The following is a 26139-nucleotide window of genomic DNA, read 5'->3' on the forward strand; positions in this document are numbered from 1 at the left end:
GAATCCGGGCATGAGACCGATTCACAAGATTGCCATGGTCTGCACCACCTTCGTTCTGGCGGCGGCCACCGGGCATGTCATGCAGACGGCCGCGCCCGAGGGCATGCGCGCTGACCCCTCGCAGCCGGTGACGGCGGAGGTGATGCCGGGCGCCCGGGGACATCTGGCGGCGCCTGCGTCCGCGCTGTCCCTGCCGCGGTTGACGGTGCCGGTGATGCGCCGCCCGGCCGCCGAAGCTGCCCTTGGCCCGCTGCCGCAGGACATCGAAACCGCGCCGGGCGCCTGTGCCGCGCCGCAGCTGCAGGCCGCGCTTGCCCCCGGCGCCTCGGTCCGGCTGACCGTTCTTGCGCCCTGCCACCCCGGCGCGCTGGCCGAGATCCGCCACGCGGGGCTGCGCCTGCCGATCCGGCTTTCGGATCAGGGCGGCTGGAGCGGTCTGGTTCCGGCCTTTGCCGAGCAGGCGGTGTTTCAACTGGGCTTGCCGGGGGGCCGTGTCGCGCCGCAGGTGGCGCTTGCCGTGCCGACGCTGCCGACGGTGCAGCGCATCGCGCTGATCCTTGCCCCCGAGAGCGGGGCGCAGTTGAACGGCCATGACGACGGTGCCGCGATCGGCGATGTTTCGGCGGCGGTGCCGCGCGCGGCCAAAACGCAAGCTGGCGGCTGGGTCAGCAGCTTTCAGCAGCCCGGTGCTGCGCAGGCGGTGCAGATCTATTCCGCCCCGGCCGCGATGTCGGATCTGCGGCTGGTGCTGGAGGCGCCGGTGACGCCGAAAAGCTGCGGCAAGGATCTGCAGGGCGTGGTCCTGCGCCCGGTTGGCACCCGCACCGAGCAGGTGCCGCTGTCGCTGGCCATGCCCGATTGCGGCGATGGCGACGGCGCGGTGATGATGCCTCTGCCCGGCTTCCCGCTGGCCGTGGCGGCGAATTAAAGCAACCCCTCGGCGCGAAAGCTGAGTTCGCGGCCCTTGCCGATCACCAGATGGTCGTGCAGCACCAGCCCCAAGGCCTCGGCGGCATGGCGGATCTGGTCGGTCATCGCGATATCGGCCTGCGACGGGGTTGGATCGCCCGAGGGGTGGTTGTGTACCTTTTGTGCCCCGTTTTCTTATGTGGCCCGCCGTCAAGATTAGCAGCTCTTTCAATGGCTTGTGGAATGAAGTCGGACACATAACGGCGCATGCCGTGCAACATGACCGCACCTGTCATTTTCCAGAAGGATGCTTGTCATGTTGGAACGCCATTTCAGGTCGCTCAAGGTGATCGACCGTATTAGAGCCCAGTGGCTTGGGCCGCAGATCGAGCGCTACGCTCAATCGCTTGATGAGTTACATACCGGTACCGCCACTGTTCGGCAGCATCTTCGGGCCCTCGGGCACTTCAACGATTTTGTCGTTGGGCGCGGCGCAAAACGCCTTGATGAACTGCCCGACCACGTAGATGCGTTTGTCAGCCACTGGTTTGCTGAACACGGCACGTGGTGCAAGAGCCCACAAGATCGGGCGACAATTGTCTCTCAGAGCCGTTTGCCAGTGGAGCGGATGCTTTGCCTAGCCCTGCCCTGTTTCACACGGCCGAGCGACCGCCAGGCCAATCCCTTCTACGTCAGCGTGCCCGGCTTCTTCCCTTTCCTTCTCAACGAGAAAGGACTGCGCCAAGCCACGCTACAAAAATACACCTACACCCTGCGCCCGTTCGAGTCATACTTGGCACAGGCGGGCATAACCTTGTCGGCGCTTTCCCCGGCGTCCATCACCGATTTCATCAACGTCCGCGCGGAGGCATTGCATAAGTCCGGCATGCTCGGCACAATGGGCGCCTTGCGTGTCTTCCTCGCCTATCTGCACCGTGAAGGCATCATCGCCAACGATCTCACGCGCAGTCTTCCGCGCGGCCGCGTCTATCGGCGAGCATCCATTCCACGCGCCATTTCATGGCCTGATGTCGAACGCCTGCTGGCCAGCGTCGATTGCCGCTCCGACTTGGGCAAGCGCGACTATGCCATTTTGACATTGCTCGCCAGCTACGGATTGCGTGCGAGGGAGATAGCAGCCCTGTGCTTGGACGATCTTGACTGGGAGCATGACCAGATCAGCATCCCAATGCGCAAAGGCGGCCATTCGACCCGATATCCGTTGTCGGCGACAGTCGGCGAAGCAGTGATCGCCTATTTGCGGGTTCGGCGCACGGATATCGCTGATCGCCAAGTCTTCTTGGCCGCAAGATCGCCATATACCCCTATGACGCATACGGGGGTCTCGTGCATGGTTTCTGGCCGCATGCGCAGAATTGGCATTCAAGTTGCTCGTGCCGGCTCTCACACATTGCGCCATGCCTGCGTTCAGCACCTTGTAGAAGCCGACCTGCCGTTCAAAGTCATTGGCGATTACGTCGGTCATCGTCACCCAGCATCCACATTGGTCTATGGCAAGGTGGCGGTGCACAAGCTGCGAGAAATGGTCATTGCCCAAGGGGAGGACGTGCTATGACCGCCCCCTGGAACAGCTTTCAAAGCATCCTAGCCCCTCAGATCGAACAATACCTGCGTGCAAAACGCGCCATGGGATGCAAGTTCGCCTGCGAAGATCGCCAACTTCGGCTGCTCGATCGATTTCTCAACAACCGCGGCGTGGAAAGCCTTGAGGCGATTGACGCACAGTGCTTGCAGGACTTCTTGGATTCCCGCACACGCACCAACCCGCGCAGCTACAACAATCTGCTCGGAGATGTTCGACGATTGTTCGATTGGATCGTTAGCCAGCAAATCCCTGGTGCCTCACCGGTAACGATCAAGCCTCAGCCGCAAACAGCGCGACAGCTGCCCTACCTGTTCTCGGACGAGACGATCCGCCACCTGCTGACTTTGGCCGCAGCATTGCCGGATAACGCGCGCGCGCCACAGCGCGGCCTTATCTATGAGATGATCTTTGCCTTGCTCGCCGGACTTGGCCTACGCGTCGGGGAGGTTGCTCATCTGCAATGGGGCGATGTGGACTTGGTGCGAGACATTGTGGAGATCCGCAACACCAAGTTCGGCAAGGACCGACTTGTGCCCTTTGGGCCCAAGTTGGCCATCAGGCTACGCAACTACCGCACACAACGGGAACAACATGGGTTCGCCTGCTCGGGCGCCAATCACCTGTTTTCCTGGAATGGTCGTAGCCCGATCAGCACCAACAGCATCCGCAACACGTTCCGTGATGATCTGTTGCCCCAACTCGCCCTTGCGATACCGCCTGGGGTTTTCGGCCCACACGTTCATGGCCTGCGCCATTCATTCGCGGTGCGCACCCTGCTGAACTGGTACCGCCAAGGGATCGCGCCAGCCGACCGTCTTCATCATCTGTCCACATTTCTGGGGCATCTCAATCCCAACAGCACAGCAGTTTATCTGACCATCACGAACGACCTGCTCGATGCCGCCAACCACCGCTTCGAAGCCTTCGCGCCGACGTTGACCGATGGAGGCGAAGCATGACGCAGCCAAACTTTCCGGCATCCGTGCACCATTACTTTCTGGAGTATCTGCCGCGCCATAAAGGCCTGCAATCCAGCACAATCCGCAGCTATCGAGATAGCCTCCGCCTGTTTCTGATCTTCGTGGCCGATGCCAATCGGATCGGGGTCAGTAGTCTCGGGTTCGAGCATTTGGACTACTCTGCTGTGCAGGCATTCTTGTACAACATGGAAGTCGAGCGTGGTAATGCGATCAGTACGCGCAACCAACGCCTGACAGCCCTGCATGTTTTTTTCGAATATCTCGGCAGGACGGCACCAGAGATGTTGCCGGTTAGCGCCAAGGTCGCAGCCATACCGATGAAGCGCCATCAGCGTCCAGAGATGAAGTTTCTGGCACGTGATGAAGTCGAGGCGCTCTTTGCCTGCATCCCCGCCCAGGATCGACTTTCGCTACGCGACCGTGCACTCCTCATGCTGCTCTACAATACCGGCGCGCGCGTCTCAGAGGTCGCGCAACTGAAGGTGGATCAACTTGATTTGGCGTCACCGGCCCGGGTCAGGCTGCTGGGCAAAGGGTCAAAGTGGCGAACCTGCCCTCTGTGGAGCCAGACTGCCAAGGCCTTGCAGGCCATGCTAGATGAACGCGCCACAGTTCTCTCGCCGGATACCCTTGTGTTTGTCGGAGCCACAGGCGGCGGGATGACCCGTTTCGGCATTTACAAGCGCATTCGCCATTACGCCAAACTCTGGGAGGCGGCGAGCGTACAAGCGCTGCGCACCCACATCACACCCCATGTGTTTCGGCACACAACGGCGGTCCATCTCCTCGAGTCTGGGGTGGAGGTTAACGTCATTCGGGGCTGGTTGGGGCACGTCAATCTGGAGACGACCAATCGTTACGCCGAGATCACCATACGCATGAAGGAGGAAGCTCTGAAACTTCTTGAACCGGTTGCAAATACAGGCGCGCGAAAATCCGCATGGCGAGATGACGCGGCCATGCTGGCGTGGCTATCGTCACTGTAGCGCCATGACGCTGGGCGGCATGATTGACCGCCCAGCGTCTAAACAATCATTCTTCGCCAAAAACCAGGAACCATCGATGCCAGCACGCGAGCGCCGTTATGTGCTCGACTTTGCCTCAGAAGCCATTGAAAGAGCTACTGATCTTGACGGCGGGCCACAAAAGAAAACGGGGCACAAAAGATCCATTATGTGGCGCGCCACATAATGTACCAGAATCAGCGCGGAGGCATCCAGCTCCAGCGCCCGTTTCACCACCTCGCGCGGATAGACCGGCACATGATCCACCGTGCCGCGGGCCTGTTCCTCGTCGGCGATCAGCAGGTTCTTGCGGTCGAGATAGAGCACCCGGAATTGCTCGGTTGGCCGATGCGCCATCGCGGTGTGGCAGTAGTCCAGCAGCGCCTGCCACGACGACAGCACCGGCCGTTGCAAGACGCGCGAGCGGGCCAGCCGTTGCGCTGCGGCTTCGACGATCTTCAATTCCTGCACCACGGCCTCGCCGACGCCCGTCACCTCGGTCAGCCGCGCGGGCGGCGCCGCCAGCACATGGCCGAAACTGCCGAAGACCTCCAGCAGCCGCCGCGCCAAGGGCTTCACATCCTGCCGCGGCAGGGCGCGAAACAGGATCAGTTCCAGAAGCTCGTAATCGGGCATGGCCTCGGCCCCGCCCGTCATGAAGCGTTCCCGCAACCGCTTGCGGTGATCGGTGATGTAAGAGGGCAGCCGGTCGGAGGACACCGCGACCGGCTGCGCCTCGTCCGGGTCGCCAAACAGGGTCGGCCCTTCTTGGAAGCTGGAGGAACGGGTCTTCATCGCCCCAGCTTGCGCCGACATGGTAAATAAAGTGTTAACGGTTTTCCTGGTCCAAATACCAAAAGGGCGCCCGCAGGCGCCCCCTTTTCGTTTTCAGGCATTCAACCCTTCATCCCGTCCCAGAAGCTTTTCACCTTCTGAAAGAAGGACGCGCCTTCCGGGTTGTTCTCGGCCTGGATGCGCTGGAACTCATCCAGCAGTTCCTTTTGCCGTGTGGTCAGGTTCACCGGCGTTTCCACGGCCAGTTCGATCACCATGTCGCCGATGCCGCCGCCGCGCAGCGCGGGCATGCCCTTGCCGCGCAGACGCATCTGCCGACCGGATTGGCTGCCCACCGGCACCTTGACCTTCGACCGACCGCCATCGATCGTCGGCACCTCGACCTCGCCCCCCAGCGCCGCCGAGACCATGCTGACCGGCACCCGGCAGAACAGGTTCACACCGTCGCGCTGGAAAATCGCATGTTCGCGCACTTCGATGAAGATATAGAGATCGCCCGAGGGCCCGCCGCGCATCCCGGCCTCGCCCTCGCCCGCCAGACGGATCCGCGTGCCCGTCTCCACCCCCGCGGGAATGTTGACCGAGAGCGTCCGTTCCTTCTCGATCCGGCCCGAGCCATGGCAGACGCGGCAGGGGTTCTTCACCACCTGACCTTGCCCGCCACAGGTGGGGCAGGTGCGTTCGACGGTGAAAAAGCCGTTCTGCGCCCGCACCTTGCCCAGACCCGAACAGGTCGGGCAGGTTTGCGGTTCCGCGCCCCCTTCGGCGCCGGTGCCGTTGCACGATCCGCAAGCGGCCGAGCCGGGAACGGTGATCGTCTTTTGCGACCCCTTGAACGCCTCTTCCAGCGTCACCCGCATGTTGTAGCGCAGGTCCGAGCCGCGCGTCGCCCGCGACCGGCCACCGCCGCCCGGACCGCGCCCGCCCATGAAATCGCCGAACAGATCCTCGAACACATCCGAGAAAGCCGAGGAGAAATCCGCGCCCTGACCATAAGGCCCGCGCGGACCGCCACCGCCCATGCCGCCCTCGAACGCCGCGTGACCGTAGCGGTCATAGGCGGCCTTCTTGTCGCCATCCTTCAGCACGTCATAGGCTTCGTTCACTTCCTTGAACTGGGCCTCGGCCTGCGGATTGTCCTGATTGCGGTCGGGGTGCAGTTCCTTCGCCTTGCTGCGATAGGCCTTCTTGATCTCCTCGGCCGAGGCGCCCCTGGACACCCCCAGAACCTCGTAGAAATCACGCTTCGCCATTGGAAAGCCCCACTGCGAGAACAGGGAAGCGAGCCCCGTGACGGGGCCCGCTCCTCAGGTTCCGGCGCTTACTTGCGCTTGTTTTCACCCATGTCCTCGAAGTCGGCATCGACGATGTCATCATCGACCGACCGCGGGCCGTCCTCGTCCTCCGCAGCAGCCGGGCCACCTTCGGCCGCCTGCGCCTTGTAGATCGCTTCCCCAAGCTTCATCGCGGCATCGGTCAGGTTCTGCACCGCGCCCTTGATCTTGCCCGGGTCTTCCGACTTCAGCGATTCTTCCAGCGCGTTGCAGGCCAGCTCGATCATCTCGACGGTCGAGCCATCGACCTTGTCGCCATGCTCTTCCAGCGACTTGCGGGTCGAATGCAGCAGGCTCTCGCCGGTGTTCTTCGCCTCGACCAGTTCCTTGCGCTTCTTGTCGGCTTCGGCATTGGCTTCGGCGTCCTTGATCATCTTCTCGATGTCATCGTCCGACAGACCGCCCGAGGCCTGGATGGTGATCTGCTGTTCCTTGCCGGTGCCCTTGTCCTTGGCCTTGACCGAGACGATGCCGTTCGCGTCAATGTCGAAGGTGACTTCGATCTGCGGCACGCCACGCGGCGCCGGGGGGATGTTCTCCAGGTTGAACATGCCCAGCATCTTGTTGTCGGCGGCCATTTCCCGCTCGCCCTGGAAGACGCGGATCGTCACCGCGTTCTGATTGTCCTCGGCAGTCGAGAAGATCTGGCTTTTCTTCGTCGGGATCGTGGTGTTGCGGTCGATCAGACGGGTGAAGACACCGCCCAGCGTCTCGATGCCGAGCGACAGCGGCGTCACGTCGAGCAGAACCACGTCCTTCACGTCGCCCTGCAGCACGCCCGCCTGAATCGCGGCGCCAAGGGCCACGACTTCATCCGGGTTCACGCCCTTGTGCGGTTCCTTGCCGAAGAACTTCGTCACTTCCTCGACCACGCGCGGCATCCGGGTCATCCCGCCGACCAGAACGACTTCGTCGATCTCGTCCTTCGACACGCCCGCATCCTTCAGCGCCGCGGCGCAGGGCTTCAGCGAGGCCTTGATCAGGTCATCGACCAGGCTTTCCAGCTTGGCGCGGGTCAGCTTCATCACCATGTGCAGCGGCACGCCGGTCGCCGCGTTCATCGAGATGAACGGCTGGTTGATTTCGGTCTGGCTGGCCGAGGACAGCTCGATCTTCGCCTTTTCAGCCGCTTCCTTCAGCCGCTGCAGCGCCATCTTGTCCTTGGTCAGATCGACGCCGTGTTCTTTCTTGAACTCGTCGGCAAGGTAATTGACGATCCGCATGTCGAAATCTTCGCCGCCAAGGAACGTGTCCCCGTTGGTCGATTTCACCTCGAACAGACCGTCGTCGATTTCCAGAATCGTGATGTCGAAGGTGCCGCCGCCAAGGTCATAGACGGCAATCGTCTTGCTGTCCTTCTTGTCGAGGCCGTAAGCCAGCGCCGCCGCCGTCGGTTCGTTGATGATGCGCAGCACTTCAAGGCCCGCGATCTTGCCCGCGTCCTTGGTGGCCTGACGCTGGGCGTCGTTGAAATAGGCCGGAACGGTGATCACGGCCTGGGTCACGGTCTCGCCCAGATAGCTCTCGGCGGTTTCCTTCATCTTTTGCAGGATCACGGCCGAGACTTGGGCGGGAGAGAATTTCTCGCCGCGCACTTCCACCCAGGCGTCGCCGTTGCCGCCGTCGACGATGTTGTAGGGCACCAGTTTCTTGTCCTTTTCCACCTCGGCATCGGTGGTGCGGCGGCCGATCAGGCGCTTGACCGCAAAGACGGTGTTCGTGGGGTTTGTCACGGCTTGCCGCTTGGCGGGCTGGCCGACCAGACGCTCGTTGTCGGTGTAGGCGACGATCGAGGGGGTGGTGCGCGCCCCTTCCGAATTCTCGATCACGCGGGGTTGCGAGCCGTCCATGATGGCGACGCAGGAGTTGGTCGTCCCAAGGTCGATCCCGATGACTTTGGCCATTTCAATACCTCTTCTTTCGGCGACAGGTGGGGGCGGGTCCCATCAGGCCCCCGGCCCCTATCCCAAGGTTTCCAGACGGTCCGGCGCAGGTGGCCTGCTCCGGCTTCCCGGCGTATATAAGGAGGGGAAAATAGCCCTGCAAGAACTGACGCGCGGGAGTTTGCGACAAATGCCACAATCCGACCAACCGGTGCAAAAACGCCCGGATCCGCAGCAAATCCGCGGCTTCCGGCATTACCCCGGCTGGCTTTCGCCCGGCGAGCAGACGGCGCTGGTCGCGGACCTGCGCGCGGTGGTGGCCGCGGCGCCGCTGTTCTCGCCGATGACGCCCTATGGGCGGCCGATGTCGGTGCGGATGACCTCGGCGGGGCGGTTCGGCTGGGTGAGTGACCGGCGCGGCTATCGCTACAGCGAAACCCATCCCGCGGGCGGGGCCTGGCCGCCGATCCCGCAAAGCGTTCTGGGCATCTGGCGGGCGGTGTCGGGCACTGATCGCAGCCCCGAGTGCTGTCTGGTGAATTTCTACGCCGAAGGGGCGCGGATGGGTCTGCATCAGGACCGCGACGAGGCGGATTTTGCCCAGCCGGTGGTGTCGATTTCCTTGGGCGATGACGGGCTGTTCCGCATCGGCAATGAAACGCGGGGCGGGAAAACACAAAGCCTCTGGCTGCGCTCGGGCGATGTGCTGGTGATGGGCGGTTCCGCGCGGCTGCTTTACCACGGCATCGACCGGATCGCGCCCGGGACATCGACGCTGCTGCCACAGGGCGGGCGCATCAATCTGACCTTGCGCGTGGTGACGTGACAGAGAAGGGCGTATTTGATCCAAGAAAAAGCCAGTCCTTTCATCTTGCCTCAAATATCTCGGGGGTGCGGGGGCAGCGCCCCCGCTTCTGCCAGATCCCAGACCTTGCGCATCACCGTGGGCAGGGCGGCGGGCGAAAACTCCTGCCTTGGGGTGAAGCCCTCCCCCTCGGTTTGGGCGATGAAGACCCGCAGCCGCAGGTGGAAATGGGTGAAGGTGTGGCGCACCTCATGCGAGAGCGCCGTCCAGTCGGCGGCAAGGGGCGGGCAGGGGGCGGGTTCGGTCTCGGCCCAGTCCGAACCGGGAAAGCCGAGCATCCCGCCCAGAAGCCCCTTGTCCGGGCGGCGCTCCAGAAGCACCCCGCCATCGCGGGCGAACGCGACATAGGCCAGCCCGAAACGGGTTGGTTTCTCGGGCTTGGGCGTCTTGCGCGGCAGCTCTGCGGCGATGCCCTGCGCCTTTGCGGCGCAGAACGCATTGACCGGGCAGAGCGCACAGGCCGGATTGCGCGGCGTGCAGATCGTGGCGCCCAGATCCATCATCGCCTGCGCATGATCGCCCGGGCGCCGCTTGGGCGTCAGCCGCCCGGCCCTGTCGATCAACTCGGCTTTCGCCGCGGGCATCGGGGTTTCAACCGCCCAGAGCCGCGCCACCACCCGTTCCACATTGCCATCGACCACCACGGCCGGTTCGTCAAAGGCGATCGCCGCCACCGCCGCCGCCGTATAGGGGCCGATGCCGGGCAGGGCGCGCAGCCCTGCCGCTGTTTCGGGAAACCGCCCGCCCGCCGCCGCTACGGCGCGGGCGCATTTCAAAAGATTGCGGGCGCGGGCGTAATAGCCAAGCCCCGCCCATTCGGCCATCACATCGTCATCCCCGGCCGCGGCCAGATCGGTGACAGAGGGCCAGCGCGCGGTGAAGCGGCGGAAATAGTCGCGCACGGCGGCGACGGTCGTTTGCTGCAGCATCACCTCGGAGAGCCAGACGTGATAGGGATCGGGCCGCACGCCTGCCGCGCGCTCTGCCGGGCCGACCCGCCAGGGCATCACCCGCGCCCGGGCATCATACCAGTCCAGCAGGGCTGCCCCCGCCGCCGCCTCGTTTCCGTCACGCAATCTTTATGGCCCCCCGCCCCATTCCTCTGGCTTTGCCCCGTGGCCTGCCTAGAATAGGACCAGGTTCCGGAAAGGACAGGGATGGACGACGATCACCACCACCATGCGCCGTCCGAGCGCCCCGCGGCGCCCGCGAGGCTGCGCCGGATGCGCGGGTTTGAGCCTGCCGCCGGTCTGGTGAAGGAGCGCATCCGCGCCGTGGGCGAAGCACGCGGCTTCGCCATCGCCCGGCTGGTGACGCATTGGGCCGAGGTCGTCGGCGCCGAAATCGCCGCCCATGCCCGCCCGGTGAAGATCGGCTATGGCCGCGAAGGCATCGGCGCCAGCCTGACGCTTCTGGTCGAGGGGCCGATGGCGCCGATGATCGACATGAGCCGCGAAAAGATCCGCGCCAAGGTCAATGCCTGCTACGGCTACAACGCGATTTCCCGCATCCTGATCACCCAGACCGCCGCCACCGGCTTTGCCGAGGGGCAGGCAGCCTTCACCCCGGCGCCGAAAAAGGCCGCCCCGGAACCCACCCCCGAGGTCTGCGCCCGCGCGCAGCTGGCGACCGAGGGCCTGGCCGATGCCGGGCTGCGGGCGGCGCTGGAAGACCTTGCCCGCAACATCCTGATGAAACCCGCCAGACGGCGGGACGAGCTGAGAAAGGCTGATCCATGAACCGACGTTCCCTTTTGCTTGGCCTCGCCGGTGGCGCCGTAGTTGCGGCTGCCGGCGGCGGCTATGCCGTGCTGCGGCAGGCCCCGGCCGAGACGCTGATCGCCACACCGGCCGAGGCGGCCCCGGGCGGCGCCGTCCTGCCCGATATCGCGCTGGGCCGGGCGGATGCGCCGGTGACGCTGATCGAATACGCCTCCTATACCTGCTCGCATTGCGCGCGGTTCCATGAAACCGTCTTCCCGTCGCTCAAGCGCGATTACATCGACACCGGCAAGCTCCGCTTCATCCTGCGCGAGGTCTATTTCGACAAGTTCGGGCTTTGGGCCGGGCAGGTGGCGCAATGCGGCGGCGATCTGAAGTATTACGGTATCGCCGGGATGCTGTTTGCCGAGCAGAAATCTTGGATCGGCGACGGCACCGAGGCGGCGATTGCCGAGAACCTGCGCAAGATCGGTCTCAAGGCCGGGCTGACCAAGGAACAGGTCGAGACCTGTCTGAACGACACCGCCCGCGCCGAGGCGATGGTGAGGACCTATCAGAAGAACGCCTCCGCCGATGCGATCGAGGGCACGCCGACGCTGGTGATCAACGGCGAGAAGCATGACAACATGGGCTATGCCGAGCTGAAGAAGATCCTTGACGCCAAGCTGGGCGGTTAAAGGCCGAGGTTTTCCAAGGCTTTGAGAAGCGGTGCGGCGTCTTCGAAGACCAGCCGCACCGGCAGCGCCAGCACCTTGGGCCGGAACGACACCGGCAGCCGGGCGGCGTCCTTTTCCGTTGTCACAAGTTGCGCATCCAGAAAGAGCGACTCGGTTTCCAGCCGTGTCAGCAGCTGCGCCGAGAACGGCTGATGATCGTCCAGCGCCTCGGCCCGCACCACCTCGGCGCCAAGGTTGCGAAGGGTGGCGAAGAATTTCTCCGGATGGCCGATGCCTGCAAAGGCCAGCACCCGCTGGCCCTCCCAGTCCATGCCGGTGGGCAGGGGCACCAGCTGCCCGCGCAGATGCGGCACCGGGATCTGCGCCCCCCAGCGCGCGGCGAAGCTTTGCTGCGCCGGGACCGGCCCGATCGACAGCGCCAGATCGGCCCGCGCCAGGCCTTCGGCCACCGGCTCGCGCAGCGGCCCCGCGGGCAGGCAAAGCCCGTTGCCAAAGCCCTTGGCCGCATCGACGACGACAATCGAGAGATCCTTTTGCAGCGCCGGGTTCTGATGCCCGTCATCGAGCAGGATCAGCTTCGCCCCGGCCGCCACCGCCGCCCGGGCGCCCTCGGCGCGGTCGCGGGCGACCCAGGTCGGCGTGAAGGCGGAAAGCAGCAGCGGTTCGTCACCTACCTCGGCGGCACGGTGGCGCATTTCCTCGACCCGGACCGGGCCGGTCAGGCTGCCGCCATGGCCGCGGCTGACCACATGCGCCTCCAGCCCGCGGCTGGCCAGAAGCTGCGCCAGCGCGATCACCGTGGGCGTCTTGCCGGTGCCGCCCGCATTGATGTTGCCCACCGAAATCACCGGCACCGGCAGCCGCAGCCCGTCTTGCGCCACCCGCAGCCGGGTGGCCGCGGCATAGATCCGCCCGAGCGGGCCAAGCAGCCGCGCCCGCAGCGCCGGGCGGGCGGGATCGGTAAACCAGAAACCGGGGGCCTGCATCACATTGTCCTTTCTGCGCGGGCGGCGTCGAATTCCCGCAAGATCGCCCGCACGATGGCCTCGGCCGCCGCCGCCCCGCCCGAGGTCACCGCCCAGGCGTTATGCGCCAGAACCGCGGCGCGGTCGGGGGACATCAGATCGGCGATGGCCTCGCCAAGCGAGGTGTCGTCATGGATCGACCGCGCCGCCCGGGCTTCGTCGAGCCTTGCATAATCGGCGGCGAAAGGGGCGGTCTGCGGCCCGTGCACCACCGCCGAGCCCAGCGAGGCCGGTTCAAAGGGCGAGCGCCCCTGACTGGCCGCGCCGATCAGCGTGCCGCCCATGTAGCTGACCGGGGCGATGCGATACCAAAGCCCGTATTCGGCCGGATCATCGGCCAGAAAGATTTCCGTCTCGGCGTCGGGCTCGCCTTCCAGCGAGCGGCTGGCCACCGCCCAGCCCGCATCGGTCAGCCGGTCGCCCAGCTCCAGCGCGTCGTCGGGCTGGTCGGGGGCCAGGATCAGCAGCATCCGATGCGCATGGTGCTGCGCATGCGCCTGCGCCGCCAGCACGGCCTCGATCTCCTCGGGCGGCACCGCGGCGGCCAGCCAGACCGGCCGGGTATGGGTCAGGCTGGCCATCGAGGCCCGTTCCGCCTCGGAGCAGCGCAAAGGCTGCGGCGGCAGGCCAAGGACGCCGCCGACATCGATCTGCGCGGGGTTCAGCCCCTGGCGTTCGAGCAGCGCGAAAGAGGCCTGGTCGCGCACGACGATCCGGCGGATCCGCCGCAACAGCCCGCGTTGCCCGAACCGGCCCAGACGGCGGGCAGGCGGCGGCAGGCAGACATCCGCCATCATCACCGCAATCCCCGCCCGGTCGGCCGCGGTGATCAGCCCGCCCGGCAGGTCATTGCCGAAAAGCACCACCAGCCCCGGCCTGACCCGTTCCAGCAGATCCCGCGCCGCGGCAAGGCTGTCTTCGGGCGGGGTCGCGGCTTCGACGGTTTCGGGCAGCGCCACCTCCGGTCCCGGCGGCAGCGCCAGCATCACCCGCATCCCCGGGCGCAGCCGATCAAGACGCGCCAGAACCTGCCGCACGCCTTCAAGACCGGCGCTGGCGGCCTCCGGGCCGAGCTGCATCCAGATCAGCGGCCCCCGATCCTCGGGGGGGGGCGTCGCGGCCTCTGTCCCGGCGCGCCACCAGCGGGCAAGCGATCCCAGCATCGGGGTCTGGATCTCAGCTGCCCAGTTCCTCGGTCGCCGAGGCCGGGGTCTCCTCGTCGCGCAGCCGGTGCAGATGGGCGATGAAATAGCGCATGTGGGCATCATCGACGGTGCGCTGCGCCTCGGCCTTCCAGGCGGAATAGGCCGTGGCATAATTCGGATAGATGCCGACGATATGGATGGCGTTCACATCCTTGAATTCGGTGCGCGAGGCGGAGACCAGTTCGCCGCCGAAAACGAGATGCAGGCGTTGGGGGGAAGGTTTGCTCATGGGCCATCCTGTCGGAAAAGGTGTGCCGCCAAGACTATGCGAAGCCCCGCCGCCTCTCAAGCTTCGATACGGGGCTTCGATAGGGGGGCGCTACTGCGCCAGACCCAGCCCGATCAGGTGATCCGCCCCCTGCCGCAGCGCGCGCGGATCGGCGACCTCGAGCAGCAGCCGCGGCATCTGCGGCAGCCGGTTCAGCGCGGCAAAGACCGACTTCCAGGGAATGTTGCCCTCGCCCGGGTGCCAGTGCCGGTCGGCAAAGCCATCGACATCCTGCAGATGCACATGGCGCAGCGCCGCCCCGCCCGCCAGCGCGAAGGCATCGACCGGCGGCGCCCCGCAGCGGCAGTGCATCATCTGCGCATGGCCGGTATCCAGCGACAGCTTCACCGCCGGACTGCCCAGAGCCTCGGCCAGCCGCGCCCGCAGCCCCGGATCGGTATCCTCGACATTTTCCAGCACCAGCTCGACGCCCAGCCGCTCGGCGCGTTCGATCACCGGCCCCATCACGAAGCGCACCCGCTCAAAGGAAACCGCCGCCACCACCGCGGAGGTGGCGATCTCCGCCTCGGTCCACAGCCCGTAGGGCGAATGCACCACCATCTGATCGGCGGTCAGATCGGCGCAGATTTCCAGCGCCCGCAGCAGGCGGTGCCGGATCACCGGGGTGATCTCGGGATCGGCGCAGTCGATGCGGAAGGACATGAAGGGCCCGTGCAGCCCGCGCCGCCCCTTGTGGCCGTCAAGCAGCCGTTTCGCCTGCGCCACCAGCTCGGGCGTGTCGCCATCATGGGTGGTCGGCCAGCAGAAGCTTTGAATCTCGATGGGGCGGTTGCTTTCGAACAGCCAGTCCCGGTGCAGCTCGATCATGTCGAGGCTGAGGGCCGCACCCAGAACGGGTAACTCTTTTGTCATCGCCGATCCCTATGGTTGTTCGCGCCCGCACAGGCTGCGCCAGCTGCGCGCGCTTTTCAATCCGGTTTGAAGTCGCTATCAGGCGCCATGCACAGAAGTCTCACCCAGATCTACGACGGCCGCGTCGCGGCGGGAACCCTGCGCGCCGATGCGGCGCAACGGGCGGTGCTGCCGCTGCTGGACCGGGTCCGGGCCGAGCTGGAGGCGCCGGTGAAGAAGCCCGGCCTGTTCGGGCTTTTCGCGAAGCCCCCCGAGCCGGTGAAGGGGCTTTACCTGTGGGGCGGTGTCGGGCGCGGCAAGTCGATGCTGATGGATCTGTTCGGCGAGGCGGTGGCGGTGCCCAAACGCCGGGTGCATTTCCACGCCTTCATGCAGGAGGTGCAGGGCAAGATCGACACGCATCGCCGCGCGAAGGCGGAAGACCCGATCCAGCCCGTCGCGGCGGAAATCGCCGCCGCGGTCCGGCTTTTGTGCTTCGACGAAATGCAGATCACCGACATCGCCGATGCGATGATCGTCGGGCGGCTTTTTGACGAGCTGTTCAAGCGCGGCGTGACGGTGGTGACGACCTCGAACCGCCCCCCCGTCGATCTTTACAAGAACGGCTTGAACCGGCAGCTGTTTTTGCCCTTCATCGAGATCCTGTCCACGCGGCTTGACGTGCATGAAATCGTGTCGGAAACCGATTACCGGCTGCATCGGCTGGCCGGGGCGGAGGTCTATTTTGCCCCCGCGGGGACGGCGGCGCATCGAAAAATGGATGCGCTCTGGAACGAGCTGACCGGGCATGACGGCACGGTGCCGCTGCGCCTTGAGGTCAAGGGGCGGTCGGTGGTGATCCCGCAGTATCACAACGGCGTCGGGCGGGCGCGGTTCTGGGATCTGTGCGGCGCGATGCTGGGCCCGGCCGATTATCTGGCGATCGCCGGGGCCTTGCGGGTTCTGATGATCGACGACATCCCGCATCTGTCGGCGTCGAACTTCAACGAGGCGAAGCGCTTCGTGACGCTGATCGACGCTTTGTACGAGGGCAAGGTGCGGCTGATCTGTTCCGCCGCCGATGTGCCCGAACGGCTTTACAACGAGGGCGAGGGCAGTTTCGAATTCGCCCGCACGGCCTCGCGGTTGCGGGAGATGCAATCGGCCGACTGGTCGCAGGAAAACCGCTAAGCGGATTTGTGTCGGGCGGGGAAAGGCAGCAGCCGTTCTGGTCCGCCCGACACAGCCTCAGGCCAGCATGTCGCGCACCATCGGCGCGACCTTGCTGCCGTAAAGCGCGATCGTGTCGCGCAGATGCGCGGGGTCTTGCGGACCGGCCGAATATTTCAGCGTGAAGCGTGACAGCCCCAGCGCCTTGACCGTTGTCGCGATTTTCCGCGCCACCGTCTCCGGGCTGCCGACATAAAGCGAACCATGGGCGATTTCCGCCTCGAAGGCTGCCCGGGTGAAGCGCGGCCAGCCGCGCGAGCGCCCGATCAGATCGTGCATCACCGCATAGGCCGGGAAGTAGCGGTCCTTCGCCTCCTCATCGCTTGCCGCGACATGGCCCGGCGAATGCACCGAGAGCGGCAGCGGTGCCGCCCCCATCCTCTCGCGGCTATGGCGATAAAGATCGGCCAGGGGCGCAAACCGCGCCGGATTGCCGCCGATGATCGCCATCACCAGCGGCATGTCCATCGCCGCCGCCTCCAGCACCGAGTCGGGGCTGCCGCCGACGCCGCGCCAGACCTGCAACGGGCGCTCGGGGCGCGGATAGACGGTGACGCCCTTCAGCGCCGGGCGGTGGCTGCCCTGAAAGCTGACCTTCTCCTGGCTGACAAGGCTGTGCAGCAGCTGCGCCTTTTCGGCAAACAGCGTCTCGTAATCGTTCAGGTCGAAGCCGAAGAGCGGGAAGCTTTCGGTGAAGGACCCCCGCCCGATCGTCAGCTCCGCCCGCCCCGGTGCCAGCGCATCCAGCGTCGCAAAGCGTTGGAACAGCCGGATCGGATCATCCGAGGACAGCACCGTGACCGAGGTCCCGGCATGGATCTTTTCCGTGCTGGCCAGGATCGCCCCCAGCAGCGGCTCCATCGCCGAGATCGCGAAATCCGGGCGATGGTGTTCGCCAAGGCCGATGAAATCCAGACCGACCTGATCGGCCAGAACCGCCTCGGCCAGCGTGTCGCGGATCACCTGCGCGCCCGGGCGGGGCCCGGTCGCATCCGCGGTGATGTCGCCAAAAGTATCAAGGCCAAATTCGAGCACCATAGCGGCCTCCTTTCCGTTGCAGGAAAGATAGGCAAAGCGCGCCTGTGCGCACAGGCACAGGCGCGCACAGGACTTGGTGCAGGAATGCGCAGGTCTCAGCCGTTCTCGCGCAGGACCTGACCCGCAAGATAAAGCGAGCCGCAGATCAGCACCCGCGCCTGCGGGTCATCTTGTGCAATCGCCCCAAGGGCTTCTGCGACCGATCCGGCCTCGGTCACCTGTGCGAACCCGGCCTTGCGGGCGGCCTCGGCCGTGGCGGCGCTGGGGAGCGTGTTGACCTCGTTCGGGATCGACACGGCGGTCAGGCTTTGCGCCTGCGCCGCGAGCGGCCGCAGATAGCCCGCGATGTCCTTGGTGTTGAGCATGCCGCAAATCAGATGCGTCGGGCGTTTTGCCATCCGCGACAGCGTGGCCGCCACCGCTTCGCCACCCGCCGGATTGTGGCCGCCATCGAGCCACAGCTCGACCCCGGGCGCGCTTGCGGCGAGCGGCCCTTGCCGCAGACGCTGCATCCGCGCGGGCCAGTCGGCTTTCGTCACCGCCGCCTCGCAGGCCAGATCGTCGAAACCGAGACACCGCAGCGCGGCAATCGCGGCGCCGGCGTTTTCGATCTGATGCGGCCCGGGCAGATTGGGCAGCGGCAGATCCAGAAGCCCGGTCTCGTCCTGATAGATCAGCCGCCCGCGTTCCTCGAAAGCGTGCCAGTGCTGGCCATGCGCAAAGAGGGGCACGCCCAGCCGCGCGGCTTTTTCCTCGATCACGGCAAGCCCGTCGGGATGCTGCGGCCCGACCACGCAGGGCACGGCCCGCTTGAGAATCCCGGCCTTTTCGCCCGCGATCTCGGGCAGGGTCTCGCCCAGATATTGCTGATGGTCGATCGAGATGGGCGTAAGGATCGTCAGCGCCGGTTGCGCGATCACATTCGTCGCGTCAAGCCGCCCGCCAAGGCCGACTTCCAGCAGGGTGAAATCGGCAGGCGTGCGGGCAAAGGCCAGAAAGGCCGCAACGGTGGTGATTTCGAAGAAGGTGATCGGCTGGCCGCCATTCGCCGCGTCGCAGTCGTCGAGCAGCGCCGACAGGGCGGGTTCGGAGATCAGCGCGCCCGCCAGCCGGATGCGTTCATGAAACCGCGCCAGATGCGGGGACGTATAGGCGTGGACCGTCTTGCCCGCGGCCTCAAGCCCGGCGCGGATCATCGCCTGGGTCGAGCCTTTGCCATTCGTGCCCGCAACATGAATGACCGGCGGCAGGCGGGTTTCGGGGTGATCGAGCGCCGCCAGCAGCCGATGCACCCGGTCAAGCGTCAGATCGATGATCTTCGGGTGCAGCCCCATCAGCCGCGCCAGGATTTCATCGGAAGGTTGCGGCATGCTGGGCTCCTCTCATGCAAAGGCCGGGGGCGCTGCCCCCGGACCCCCGGGATATTTAGAGCAAGATAAAGATTATTCCGCCGCGGGCTGGTCAGTCGGCGGGGCGGCCTCGGTCGGCGCCGGGCCGGGGGGCGGCAGCTCGCCCCAGATCGGCGGCGGCAGGCGCATCATCATGCGCAGGATTACGATCAGCTCCTCGCGCAGTTTCTTGCGATGCGTGACGCGGTCAAGCATGCCGTGATCCAGCAGATATTCGGCGCGCTGGAAGCCCTCGGGCAGGGTTTCGCGGATCGTCTGTTCGATGACGCGCGGCCCGGCAAAGCAGATCAGCGAATTCGGTTCGGCGATCTGCACATCACCCAGCATCGCATAGGACGCGGTCACGCCGCCCGTGGTCGGATGGGTCAGCACCACCACGTAAGGAAGCCCGGCATCTTTCAGCATCTGCACGGCGACGGTCGAGCGCGGCATCTGCATCAGGCTGAGGATGCCCTCCTGCATCCGCGCGCCCCCCGCGGCCGAGAACAGCACCATCGGGCAGCGCAGTTCGATCGCGCGCTGGGCGGCGGCAAGGATCGCATTGCCGACATACATCCCCATCGAGCCGCCCATGAAAGAGAAATCCTGCCCGACGGCGACGATCCGGGTCTTGCCCACCTCGCCCTCGACGACCAGCATCGCCTCTTTCTCGCCGGTGGTCTTTTGCGCCGCGCGCATCCGGTCGGGATATTTCTTCTGGTCGCGGAAATGCAGCGGATCGGCGATCGGCTCGGGGACCTTGACCTCGGTGAAGGCGCCAAGGTCGAAAAGCGCCTCGAAGCGGTCGCGCGGCGTGATCGCCATGTGGTGATCGCAGTTGGTGCAGACGTTCAGATTGTCCGTCACCTCGCGGTGGAACAGCATGGTTCCGCATTCGGGGCATTTCGTCCACAGGTTCTCGGGCATCTCGCGGCGCGAGAACAGCGAGTTGATCTTCGGTCGGACGTAGTTCGAGATCCAGTTCATCGGGGGGCCCCTTGGTTTCCGCGACGTCGCTTTGCAAGCTTGCGCTCAGATAAGCCCGTGCGCGGGCAAATGCAATCAGCGCCGCAGCCGCAGGCGTGCCGCGACCCAGAACACCACGATCGCCAGCGCATCCAGCGCCAAATAGGGAGCCATCGCCGCAAGGTCGCGGGTGTTCAGCACCAGCGTGTAAAGCGCCAGCCCGTCCAGCTGGCCGTAAAGCCCGATCAGCAGCAACGCCGAGATGTTGTTGGCGAAATGCAGCGCCAGCGCCGGGCCGAGGTTGCCCGCCCTTGCGGTCAGATCGGCAGCAAGGCAGCCAAACAGCATCGCCCAGAGCGCGAAGAAGATCGCCGTCGCGCCGTTCTGGCCGGGCGCATAATGCAGCGCGCCGAACAGCGCCGCGGGCAGCACCATCCAGGCCAGCGGATGGCGGAACCGCGCCCCGATCTGTTGCAGCAGATAGCCGCGAAACAGCAGTTCCTCGGCGGCGATCTGCACGAAAAGCAGCGGCAGCGCGATCGGCAGCCAGCGCAGCAGGACCGACAGGGGCGTCGATTTGCCAAGGTTCGGATCGAAGGCCGAGGTGGCGGCGACCAGCGCCACCAGCGCCAGCAGCGGCGGGAACACCCGCAGGAAATCGCGTCCCGCGCCGGGGCCGAGCAGGCTGGCAAGGCCGCGCCGATGCAAAAGCCGCGTCACCAGCAGCACGCCAAGCGCCAGCGGCAGGAAGGTCGTCAGCACCAGCACCAGCCCGAATGCAGTGCCACCGCGCTCGAGTTCCAGCATCACCGCGCCCAGGACGACATTGCCCGCCAGCGCCTGCACCAGCGTCAGCCCCCCGATCACCGCCGCCCAGTAGAAAGCGGCGATCAGCACAAGGCCGATCAGGCTGCGCGGCCATTCGGCACGGGCGCGGGCAGGGGCCAGATAGGCGGCAAGGCGGGCGTAGGGCATGGCGGTCTCCGGCTGCGGGCAGCGGCGCCCGTCGGTCTGGCGGGTGACCCTAGCGGCGCCGTCCGGGCGGGACAAGCGGCTTTGTTTGCGGGCTTTACTTTGCTTTTGCGCTGGCAGAGACAGGGGGCTGGCCCGGAGGATGCATGTTCGAAGTTTCCCTTGATCTGGCCCTGTCGCTGATCGGCGCGGCTTTCGTGGCCGGGTTTGTCGATGCCATCGCGGGGGGCGGCGGGCTGATCACCCTGCCGGTGCTGCTGCTGGCCGGGGCGACGCCGGTGCAGGCGTTTTCGACCAACAAGCTGCAGGGGGTTTTCGGCGCGGCCACGGCGGCGCTGACCTATGCGGCCAAGGGGCAGGTCGATCTGCGCGCGCAGCTGGGGGCGGCGTCGCTCGCGTTCCTGTCCGGGCTTGGCGGGGCGTTTCTGGTCTCGGTGCTGCCGACCGAGGCCCTGCGCCGGGGGCTGCCCTTCGTGCTGATCGCGATTGCGGCCTTCTTCGCCTTGCGCAAGGGCCTTGATGACACCGACCGTGCCGAGCGGATCCGGCCTGCGGCCTTCACCGCCTTTGTCGTGCCGCTGATCGGCTTTTACGACGGGCTGATCGGGCCGGGGGCGGGGGCCTTTTACATGATCGGCTTCGTGATGTTGGCGGGCTATGGCGTGCTGCGGGCCACGGCGCATACGAAGCTTCTGAATTTCGCCTCGAATCTGGGCGGGCTTGCGGCCTTCGCGGCGATCGGGGCGCCCTGGTGGGGGATCGGGGTCGCAATGGGGCTGGCGCAGGTGGCGGGGGCCAGCCTTGGCGCAAGACTGGCGATGAAGAAGGGGGCGCGGTTGATCAGGCCGCTTCTGGTCGTGACCTCGACCGCGCTGGCGGTGCGGCTGATCTGGCAGATGATCTAGCAAACCCCGGGGGCCCGCCGCATCCCTCCAATCCGTCTTTCATGCGCGAAAAGCCGCCGGGGGGGCTTTCCCCAAACGCCACTTTTGCGTTATCACTGGAATATCGAGTTGAAATCAGGTCTGCCACAGTCAAGAAGGGCCGATAGCCTACGGGCGGACCAGAGGCACAGACAGCTGGAGGCTGTTCCATGAAGACGATCATCACGAGCGTCGCAGCGGTTCTCGCCGCGTCGCTGGCACTTTCCCCTGTCGCCCAGGCGCAGGAAAGTTCGAACCGCGTCGCCGCGAAAACCGACTGGAGCGTCTTCGTCGAAGACAGCCCGAAAGAATGCTGGGGCGTCTCGCCGCCGAAAAAATCGGCGGCCAGCAAGGACGGCAAGCCGGTGCAGGCGCGGCGCTCGGAAATCCTGCTCTTCGTCACCTTCCGTCCCGGCAAGGCCGGCGAGGTGATGTTCATGGCGGGGTACCCCTTTGCCGATGGCTCGACCGCGGATCTGAAGGTGAACACCGGCGCCAGCTTCACGCTGTTCACCAAGGGCGAAGGCGCCTGGGCGGGCTCGCCCGAGGAAGACGCCAAGCTGATCGCGGCGCTGAAATCGGGGGCCGAGGTGACGATCTCGGGCCGGTCGGGGCGCGGCACCAAGACCGAGGACACTTTCTCGTTGATGGGCTTCACCGCGGCGATGGAAGAAGCGGCCAAGCGCTGCAAATAAGCGATCCGACACAGGCGACGGCCCCGGCACTGCCGGGGTCTTTGCGTTTCGGGCTACCTTTTGCGCCGCGAATCCCCTATATGCACGGCTTGCCCAACGCTGGACCTGCCATGACCGAGCCGACTTCCCCGATCACCCAAGACGTGCTGACCCTGCCGCGCAAGCTGCCCGAAGGGGGCAAGGTCAATCTGATCGGCCTGACCCGCGACCAGCTGCGCGATGCGCTGATCGCCGCGGGCACGCCCGAGAAACAGGCGAAGATGCGGGTCGGTCAGGTCTGGCAGTGGATCTATCACTGGGGCGTGCGCGATTTCGGCGCGATGACCAATCTGGCGAAAGACTACCGCGCGCTGCTGGATCGGCATTTCGAAATCGCCCTGCCCGAGGTGGTGACCTGTCAGGTCTCGCTCGACGGCACGCGGAAATATCTGTTGCGCATCGCCGGCGGGCATGAGGTCGAGGCCGTCTACATCCCCGAGGAAAACCGCGGCACGCTCTGCATTTCAAGCCAGGTCGGCTGCACGCTGACCTGTTCCTTCTGCCATACCGGTACGCAGAAACTGGTGCGCAACCTGACGGCGGGGGAAATCGTCGGTCAGGTGATGGTGGCGCGCGACGATCTGGGCGAATGGCCGAAACCGGGCGAACCGAAGGATGAAACCCGGCTGATTTCCAACGTCGTGCTGATGGGCATGGGCGAGCCGCTTTACAATTTCGAAAACGTCCGCGACGCGATGCAGGTTGTCATGGACAACGAGGGGCTGACGCTGAGCCGCCGCCGGATCACGCTTTCCACCTCGGGCGTCGTGCCGGAAATCGCCCGCACCGCCGAGGAGATCGGCTGCCTGCTGGCGATTTCCTTCCACGCCACCACCGATGCGGTGCGCGACAAGCTTGTTCCGGTGAACAAGAAATGGAACATCGCGACGCTGCTTGATGCCCTGCGCGACTATCCGCGGCTGTCGAATTCCGAGCGGATCACCTTTGAATATGTCATGCTCAAGGGCGTGAACGACAGCGACGACGACGCGCGGCGTCTGGTGCGGCTCATTCAGGGCATCCCGGCGAAGATCAACCTCATTCCCTTCAACGAATGGCCCGGCTCGCCCTATCAGCGCAGCGACTGGGAGCGGATCGAGGCGTTTGCCGATATCGTCTACAAGGCTGGTTATGCCGCGCCGATCCGCACGCCGCGCGGCGAAGATATCATGGCGGCCTGCGGGCAGCTGAAATCCGCCACCGAACGGGCGCGCAAGTCGAAGGCCGAGATCGAGGCCGAAACGGGTCTTTAGATCCCCGCCGTCGCAAAGGGCGTATTTGCGCCAAGAAAAAACCAGCCTGCTTTTTCTTGGTCCAAATACGCCCTTGCGCCCTCAGTCCGGGGCGTGCGCGCTGGCCCAGGTCTCGATCACCTCCACCGCTTCCTCGGCGGTTTCGACGAAGCTGATCAGCTTGATATCCTCCGGCGCGATCGTGCCCGCCTCGGCCAGATAATCCCAATCGACCACGCGGCGCCAGAACTCTGCACCAAATAGGATCAGCGGGATGCGCTTCATCCGCCGGGTCTGGATCAGCGTCAGCGTTTCGAACATCTCGTCCAGCGTGCCGAAGCCGCCCGGAAAGACGCAGACCGCTTTCGCCCGCATCAGGAAATGCATTTTGCGGATGGCGAAATAGTGGAAGTTGAAGCACAGATCCGGCGTCACATAGGCATTCGGCGCCTGTTCATGCGGCAGCACGATATTGAGCCCGATCGACTGGCCCCCGGCCTCGTGGGCGCCGCGGTTGCCCGCCTCCATCACGCCCGGCCCGCCGCCGGTGCAGATCACCCATTCCCGCCCGTAAGCCGCCATCGAGCGTTCCGTCATCATCCGCGCGAAGGTCCGCGCCTCGTCGTAATAGCGGCTCAGCTCCGCCAGAACCGGGGTTTTCGCCGTGTCCTTTTGCGCCGGTTCGGGGATGCGGGCGCCGCCGAACAGCACCACCGTGCTTTCCACGCCGCGTTCATCCATGATCAGCTGCGGCTTGAGCAGTTCCAGCTGCAACCGCACCGGGCGCAATTCCTCGCGCATCATGAAGCCGCCATCGGTGAAGGCGAGCTTGTAGGCGGGCGCCCGGGTCTGCGCGGTGGCGGGGATGTCCTGCGCCGTTTTCGCATCCATGATGCTGTCACGGAACGGGTGGGAACGGCTCTCGTCTTTCATGTCACGGCTCGTTGCGCGAAGGGCTTTTCCCAACTATAGGGGGAAAACCATGAAAGCCACCTGAAAGAGGACCGTTCCGATGTCGAACGCCATGCTCGAAGCTGCCATCGAAGCCGCCTGGGAGGTTCGCGACACCCTCACGCCCCATTCCAAGGGCGAGGCACGGGATGCGATCGAGGCCACGCTCGAGGCGCTGGACAAGGGCGTGCTGCGCGTCGCCGAGAAGAAGGATGACGGCAACTGGCATGTGAACCAATGGGCGAAAAAGGCCGTGCTGCTGGGCTTCCGCGTCAAGGAGATGGAAGTGCATTCGGGCGGGCCGCAGAACGGCACCTGGTGGGACAAGGTCGACAGCAAATTCGCCCATTGGGGCGAGGCGCAGTGGAAAGCCGCCGGGTTCCGCGCCGTGCCGCACTGCATCGTCCGCCGCTCCGCCTATATCGCCAAGGGCGCGGTGCTGCTGCCCTCCTTCGTCAACCTCGGCGCCTATGTCGATGAGGGCACGATGGTCGACACCTGGGTGACGGTCGGTTCCTGCGCGCAGATCGGCAAGAATGTGCACCTGTCGGGCGGCGTCGGCATCGGCGGCGTGCTGGAGCCGATGCAGGCCGGGCCGACGATCATCGAGGACAACTGCTTCATCGGCGCGCGCTCGGAAGTGGTCGAGGGCTGCATCGTCCGCGAGGGCTCGGTTCTGGGCATGGGCGTCTTCATCGGCAAATCGACGAAGATCGTCGATCGCGAAACCGGGGAAGTGTTTTACGGCGAAGTGCCGCCCTATTCGGTGGTCGTCGCGGGCTCGATGCCGACCAAGGGGGGCATCAACCTTTACTGCGCAGTGATCGTGAAACGGGTCGATGCGCAGACGCGCTCGAAAACCGCGATCAACGATCTGCTGCGGGACTGATCATGCTGTTGTCGCTGGGCGCCAGGGTGGTCGATGCGGTGCGCGGGGCGGCCTTGCCGCAACCTTTGCGCTTTGTGCTGATGGTGGCCGATCTGGCGATCCTCGGGCTTGCGACGCCGTTCGTGCTGACGCTTCTGGGCGAGATGGCGAAGGCGGCAGAGCCGGGGCAATGGTGGCCCGGCGCCGCCATCGGGCTTTATGTGCTGGTCGCGGCCTGGCTGGCCGTGACCTCGCTGCGGTCCTTGCGTCGCAGCTGAGAAGGGAAAACGAATGACCGAGACCGCCGAGAAACCGGAAAAGGCGAAACGCCCGCAGCAGGTCTATACGCTGCTGGTCGAGGTGGGGCGCTCGGCCAATGATGGTCTGCCCAAGGGGGCCACCGGGGCGGGGCTGCTCTGCTATGCCTCGGGCGTCGACGAGGCCGAGGCCGTGCGCGAAACCGTGGCGATCCTGAAACAGGCCGAGATGGCGCCTTTGGACGTGACCGGCTACGGCACTTTGGCCGAACGCGAAAAGGCGGGCGACGAGATCGACGCCGCCGAGAAAGAGCTGATGCAACGGGCGCTGGACGAAAACTCCGTCGTCGTGGCGCAGATGACGCCCTTTTACGACGCGAAGGCCTGAGCCAAAGCCGGTTTGCGCAAGCGCCATTGCCTGCTAGACTGCTCTCAAACACGAGCAGTCGGGCAGGC

27 protein-coding genes and 1 pseudogene are annotated in these 26139 nt (G+C 65.4%); 14 read left to right on the top strand and 14 right to left on the bottom strand.

Going from position 1 to position 26139, the window contains the following annotated elements; genetic code table 11:
* The first annotated feature begins 10 nt into the window (after positions 1–10).
* Positions 11–928, top strand: coding sequence for a hypothetical protein (locus AC4PTB_RS01260; protein ID WP_492191321.1), 918 nt, complete (start codon positions 11–13; stop codon positions 926–928).
* Here the strand turns inward: AC4PTB_RS01260 and AC4PTB_RS01265 are convergent.
* Positions 925–1086, bottom strand: a pseudogene (locus AC4PTB_RS01265) (JAB domain-containing protein); the annotation flags it as partial. The gene AC4PTB_RS01260 and the pseudogene AC4PTB_RS01265 overlap by 4 nt on opposite strands.
* A gap of 139 nt (positions 1087–1225) precedes the next feature.
* On the opposite strand from AC4PTB_RS01265, the gene AC4PTB_RS01270 reads away from it, so the two are divergent.
* Genes AC4PTB_RS01270 through AC4PTB_RS01280 form a run of 3 tightly spaced genes read left to right on the top strand, consistent with a single transcriptional unit; the run spans position 1226 to position 4481 of the window.
* Complete coding sequence (locus AC4PTB_RS01270) at positions 1226–2485, top strand: tyrosine-type recombinase/integrase (RefSeq protein WP_492191322.1); 1260 nt, start codon at positions 1226–1228, stop codon at positions 2483–2485.
* Entirely contained in the window at positions 2482–3474 is a 993-nt protein-coding gene (locus AC4PTB_RS01275) for a tyrosine-type recombinase/integrase (protein WP_492191323.1), read from the top strand. The genes AC4PTB_RS01270 and AC4PTB_RS01275 overlap by 4 nt, the downstream gene beginning before the upstream one ends.
* Positions 3471–4481, top strand: coding sequence for a tyrosine-type recombinase/integrase (locus AC4PTB_RS01280; protein WP_492191324.1), 1011 nt, complete (start codon positions 3471–3473; stop codon positions 4479–4481). Before AC4PTB_RS01275 ends, AC4PTB_RS01280 begins: the two co-directional genes overlap by 4 nt.
* Before the next feature lie 96 nt (positions 4482–4577).
* On the opposite strand, the gene AC4PTB_RS01285 is transcribed toward AC4PTB_RS01280, so the two are convergent.
* The 3 genes from AC4PTB_RS01285 to dnaK all read right to left on the bottom strand — a co-directional run bounded on the left by AC4PTB_RS01285 (position 4578) and on the right by dnaK (position 8532).
* Positions 4578–5294, bottom strand: a complete 717-nt coding sequence (locus AC4PTB_RS01285; RefSeq protein WP_492192572.1) for a JAB domain-containing protein — start codon at positions 5292–5294, stop codon at positions 4578–4580.
* Positions 5295–5395: 101 nt separating this feature from the next.
* The gene (gene dnaJ / locus AC4PTB_RS01290; protein WP_492191325.1) at positions 5396–6547 is read right to left on the bottom strand and encodes a molecular chaperone DnaJ; all 1152 of its coding nucleotides are present in this window, start codon (positions 6545–6547) and stop codon (positions 5396–5398) included.
* 68 nt (positions 6548–6615) lie between these two features.
* Complete coding sequence (dnaK, locus tag AC4PTB_RS01295; protein ID WP_492191326.1) at positions 6616–8532, bottom strand: molecular chaperone DnaK; 1917 nt, start codon at positions 8530–8532, stop codon at positions 6616–6618.
* A 169-nt stretch (positions 8533–8701) separates the two neighbouring features.
* Between dnaK and AC4PTB_RS01300 the strand changes: the two genes are divergently transcribed.
* The gene (locus tag AC4PTB_RS01300) at positions 8702–9337 is read left to right on the top strand and encodes an alpha-ketoglutarate-dependent dioxygenase AlkB family protein (protein ID WP_492191327.1); all 636 of its coding nucleotides are present in this window, start codon (positions 8702–8704) and stop codon (positions 9335–9337) included.
* A gap of 50 nt (positions 9338–9387) precedes the next feature.
* Here the strand turns inward: AC4PTB_RS01300 and mutY are convergent, their stop codons facing one another.
* Positions 9388–10452, bottom strand: a complete 1065-nt coding sequence (gene mutY, locus AC4PTB_RS01305; protein WP_492191328.1) for an A/G-specific adenine glycosylase — start codon at positions 10450–10452, stop codon at positions 9388–9390.
* A gap of 81 nt (positions 10453–10533) precedes the next feature.
* Between mutY and AC4PTB_RS01310 the strand changes: the two genes are divergently transcribed.
* Both AC4PTB_RS01310 and AC4PTB_RS01315 read left to right on the top strand, forming a co-directional pair.
* A complete protein-coding gene (locus AC4PTB_RS01310) occupies positions 10534–11115 on the top strand; it encodes a DUF721 domain-containing protein (RefSeq protein ID WP_492191329.1) in 582 nt (193 codons plus the stop codon).
* Positions 11112–11774: a DsbA family protein gene (locus AC4PTB_RS01315; RefSeq protein WP_492191330.1), complete on the top strand. Its 663-nt coding sequence runs from the start codon at positions 11112–11114 to the stop codon at positions 11772–11774. Before AC4PTB_RS01310 ends, AC4PTB_RS01315 begins: the two co-directional genes overlap by 4 nt.
* On the opposite strand, the gene lpxK is transcribed toward AC4PTB_RS01315, so the two are convergent.
* The 4 genes from lpxK to AC4PTB_RS01335 form a co-directional block, all read right to left on the bottom strand.
* Positions 11771–12760: a tetraacyldisaccharide 4'-kinase gene (gene lpxK / locus AC4PTB_RS01320; RefSeq protein ID WP_492191331.1), complete on the bottom strand. Its 990-nt coding sequence runs from the start codon at positions 12758–12760 to the stop codon at positions 11771–11773. The genes AC4PTB_RS01315 and lpxK overlap by 4 nt on opposite strands.
* The gene (locus AC4PTB_RS01325) at positions 12760–13962 is read right to left on the bottom strand and encodes a 3-deoxy-D-manno-octulosonic acid transferase (protein ID WP_492191332.1); all 1203 of its coding nucleotides are present in this window, start codon (positions 13960–13962) and stop codon (positions 12760–12762) included. The genes lpxK and AC4PTB_RS01325 overlap by 1 nt, the downstream gene beginning before the upstream one ends.
* Before the next feature lie 13 nt (positions 13963–13975).
* Positions 13976–14233: a DUF4170 domain-containing protein gene (locus AC4PTB_RS01330; protein WP_492191333.1), complete on the bottom strand. Its 258-nt coding sequence runs from the start codon at positions 14231–14233 to the stop codon at positions 13976–13978.
* A gap of 90 nt (positions 14234–14323) precedes the next feature.
* A complete protein-coding gene (locus AC4PTB_RS01335) occupies positions 14324–15145 on the bottom strand; it encodes a sugar phosphate isomerase/epimerase family protein (protein WP_492191334.1) in 822 nt (273 codons plus the stop codon).
* Positions 15146–15232: 87 nt separating this feature from the next.
* On the opposite strand from AC4PTB_RS01335, the gene zapE reads away from it, so the two are divergent.
* Complete coding sequence (zapE, locus tag AC4PTB_RS01340) at positions 15233–16315, top strand: cell division protein ZapE (protein WP_492191335.1); 1083 nt, start codon at positions 15233–15235, stop codon at positions 16313–16315.
* Positions 16316–16372: 57 nt separating this feature from the next.
* Here zapE and AC4PTB_RS01345 read toward each other — a convergent pair whose 3' ends face one another.
* The 4 genes from AC4PTB_RS01345 to AC4PTB_RS01360 form a co-directional block, all read right to left on the bottom strand.
* Positions 16373–17392, bottom strand: a complete 1020-nt coding sequence (locus AC4PTB_RS01345) for an LLM class flavin-dependent oxidoreductase (RefSeq protein WP_492191336.1) — start codon at positions 17390–17392, stop codon at positions 16373–16375.
* 95 nt (positions 17393–17487) lie between these two features.
* Complete coding sequence (locus AC4PTB_RS01350) at positions 17488–18762, bottom strand: bifunctional folylpolyglutamate synthase/dihydrofolate synthase (RefSeq protein ID WP_492191337.1); 1275 nt, start codon at positions 18760–18762, stop codon at positions 17488–17490.
* A 72-nt stretch (positions 18763–18834) separates the two neighbouring features.
* On the bottom strand, positions 18835–19767 hold the full coding sequence (gene accD, locus AC4PTB_RS01355; protein WP_492191338.1) for an acetyl-CoA carboxylase, carboxyltransferase subunit beta: 933 nt from the start codon (positions 19765–19767) through the stop codon (positions 18835–18837).
* A gap of 75 nt (positions 19768–19842) precedes the next feature.
* Positions 19843–20721 (bottom strand): CPBP family intramembrane glutamic endopeptidase, encoded by an 879-nt coding sequence (locus AC4PTB_RS01360; RefSeq protein ID WP_492191339.1) that lies wholly within the window; start codon positions 20719–20721, stop codon positions 19843–19845.
* A 143-nt stretch (positions 20722–20864) separates the two neighbouring features.
* Here AC4PTB_RS01360 and AC4PTB_RS01365 point away from each other — a divergent pair, with 143 nt between their 5' ends.
* The 3 genes from AC4PTB_RS01365 (at position 20865) to rlmN (ending at position 23628) form a co-directional block, all read left to right on the top strand.
* Entirely contained in the window at positions 20865–21623 is a 759-nt protein-coding gene (locus tag AC4PTB_RS01365; RefSeq protein ID WP_492191340.1) for a TSUP family transporter, read from the top strand.
* Positions 21624–21811: 188 nt separating this feature from the next.
* On the top strand, positions 21812–22336 hold the full coding sequence (locus AC4PTB_RS01370; protein WP_492191341.1) for an invasion associated locus B family protein: 525 nt from the start codon (positions 21812–21814) through the stop codon (positions 22334–22336).
* Between the two features lie 110 nt (positions 22337–22446).
* Complete coding sequence (rlmN, locus tag AC4PTB_RS01375) at positions 22447–23628, top strand: dual-specificity RNA methyltransferase RlmN (protein ID WP_492191342.1); 1182 nt, start codon at positions 22447–22449, stop codon at positions 23626–23628.
* Between the two features lie 81 nt (positions 23629–23709).
* Here the strand turns inward: rlmN and AC4PTB_RS01380 are convergent, their stop codons facing one another.
* Complete coding sequence (locus AC4PTB_RS01380) at positions 23710–24540, bottom strand: LOG family protein (protein WP_492191343.1); 831 nt, start codon at positions 24538–24540, stop codon at positions 23710–23712.
* Positions 24541–24619: 79 nt separating this feature from the next.
* On the opposite strand from AC4PTB_RS01380, the gene dapD reads away from it, so the two are divergent.
* Genes dapD through AC4PTB_RS01395 form a run of 3 tightly spaced genes read left to right on the top strand, consistent with a single transcriptional unit; the run spans position 24620 to position 26071 of the window.
* Positions 24620–25447, top strand: a complete 828-nt coding sequence (gene dapD, locus AC4PTB_RS01385) for a 2,3,4,5-tetrahydropyridine-2,6-dicarboxylate N-succinyltransferase (protein WP_482592778.1) — start codon at positions 24620–24622, stop codon at positions 25445–25447.
* A gap of 2 nt (positions 25448–25449) precedes the next feature.
* Positions 25450–25704 (top strand): hypothetical protein, encoded by a 255-nt coding sequence (locus AC4PTB_RS01390; protein ID WP_492191344.1) that lies wholly within the window; start codon positions 25450–25452, stop codon positions 25702–25704.
* Positions 25705–25717: 13 nt separating this feature from the next.
* Entirely contained in the window at positions 25718–26071 is a 354-nt protein-coding gene (locus AC4PTB_RS01395; protein ID WP_492191345.1) for a DUF8846 family protein, read from the top strand.
* Positions 26072–26139 lie beyond the last annotated feature (68 nt).

Source organism: Rhodobacter sp. 4.3.4 (assembly GCF_058724655.1).

What these genes read in the sequence shown, in the direction of transcription:
- AC4PTB_RS01345 (WP_492191336.1), bottom strand. Translation starts at nt 17,392, where the DNA reads ATGGTGCTCGAATTTGGCCTTGATACTTTTGGCGACATCACCGCGGAT.
- AC4PTB_RS01330 (WP_492191333.1), bottom strand. Translation starts at nt 14,233, where the DNA reads ATGAGCAAACCTTCCCCCCAACGCCTGCATCTCGTTTTCGGCGGCGAA.
- AC4PTB_RS01370 (WP_492191341.1), top strand. Translation starts at nt 21,812, where the DNA reads ATGAAGACGATCATCACGAGCGTCGCAGCGGTTCTCGCCGCGTCGCTG.
- AC4PTB_RS01260 (WP_492191321.1), top strand. Translation starts at nt 11, where the DNA reads ATGAGACCGATTCACAAGATTGCCATGGTCTGCACCACCTTCGTTCTG.
- zapE (WP_492191335.1), top strand. Translation starts at nt 15,233, where the DNA reads ATGCACAGAAGTCTCACCCAGATCTACGACGGCCGCGTCGCGGCGGGA.
- AC4PTB_RS01285 (WP_492192572.1), bottom strand. Translation starts at nt 5,294, where the DNA reads ATGAAGACCCGTTCCTCCAGCTTCCAAGAAGGGCCGACCCTGTTTGGC.
- rlmN (WP_492191342.1), top strand. Translation starts at nt 22,447, where the DNA reads ATGACCGAGCCGACTTCCCCGATCACCCAAGACGTGCTGACCCTGCCG.
- AC4PTB_RS01380 (WP_492191343.1), bottom strand. Translation starts at nt 24,540, where the DNA reads ATGAAAGACGAGAGCCGTTCCCACCCGTTCCGTGACAGCATCATGGAT.
- AC4PTB_RS01270 (WP_492191322.1), top strand. Translation starts at nt 1,226, where the DNA reads ATGTTGGAACGCCATTTCAGGTCGCTCAAGGTGATCGACCGTATTAGA.
- AC4PTB_RS01360 (WP_492191339.1), bottom strand. Translation starts at nt 20,721, where the DNA reads ATGCCCTACGCCCGCCTTGCCGCCTATCTGGCCCCTGCCCGCGCCCGT.
- AC4PTB_RS01300 (WP_492191327.1), top strand. Translation starts at nt 8,702, where the DNA reads ATGCCACAATCCGACCAACCGGTGCAAAAACGCCCGGATCCGCAGCAA.
- AC4PTB_RS01325 (WP_492191332.1), bottom strand. Translation starts at nt 13,962, where the DNA reads ATGCTGGGATCGCTTGCCCGCTGGTGGCGCGCCGGGACAGAGGCCGCG.
- accD (WP_492191338.1), bottom strand. Translation starts at nt 19,767, where the DNA reads ATGAACTGGATCTCGAACTACGTCCGACCGAAGATCAACTCGCTGTTC.
- AC4PTB_RS01390 (WP_492191344.1), top strand. Translation starts at nt 25,450, where the DNA reads ATGCTGTTGTCGCTGGGCGCCAGGGTGGTCGATGCGGTGCGCGGGGCG.
- AC4PTB_RS01315 (WP_492191330.1), top strand. Translation starts at nt 11,112, where the DNA reads ATGAACCGACGTTCCCTTTTGCTTGGCCTCGCCGGTGGCGCCGTAGTT.
- AC4PTB_RS01275 (WP_492191323.1), top strand. Translation starts at nt 2,482, where the DNA reads ATGACCGCCCCCTGGAACAGCTTTCAAAGCATCCTAGCCCCTCAGATC.
- AC4PTB_RS01310 (WP_492191329.1), top strand. Translation starts at nt 10,534, where the DNA reads ATGGACGACGATCACCACCACCATGCGCCGTCCGAGCGCCCCGCGGCG.
- dnaK (WP_492191326.1), bottom strand. Translation starts at nt 8,532, where the DNA reads ATGGCCAAAGTCATCGGGATCGACCTTGGGACGACCAACTCCTGCGTC.
- AC4PTB_RS01335 (WP_492191334.1), bottom strand. Translation starts at nt 15,145, where the DNA reads ATGACAAAAGAGTTACCCGTTCTGGGTGCGGCCCTCAGCCTCGACATG.
- AC4PTB_RS01365 (WP_492191340.1), top strand. Translation starts at nt 20,865, where the DNA reads ATGTTCGAAGTTTCCCTTGATCTGGCCCTGTCGCTGATCGGCGCGGCT.
- dapD (WP_482592778.1), top strand. Translation starts at nt 24,620, where the DNA reads ATGTCGAACGCCATGCTCGAAGCTGCCATCGAAGCCGCCTGGGAGGTT.
- AC4PTB_RS01350 (WP_492191337.1), bottom strand. Translation starts at nt 18,762, where the DNA reads ATGCCGCAACCTTCCGATGAAATCCTGGCGCGGCTGATGGGGCTGCAC.
- dnaJ (WP_492191325.1), bottom strand. Translation starts at nt 6,547, where the DNA reads ATGGCGAAGCGTGATTTCTACGAGGTTCTGGGGGTGTCCAGGGGCGCC.
- AC4PTB_RS01395 (WP_492191345.1), top strand. Translation starts at nt 25,718, where the DNA reads ATGACCGAGACCGCCGAGAAACCGGAAAAGGCGAAACGCCCGCAGCAG.
- lpxK (WP_492191331.1), bottom strand. Translation starts at nt 12,760, where the DNA reads ATGCAGGCCCCCGGTTTCTGGTTTACCGATCCCGCCCGCCCGGCGCTG.
- AC4PTB_RS01280 (WP_492191324.1), top strand. Translation starts at nt 3,471, where the DNA reads ATGACGCAGCCAAACTTTCCGGCATCCGTGCACCATTACTTTCTGGAG.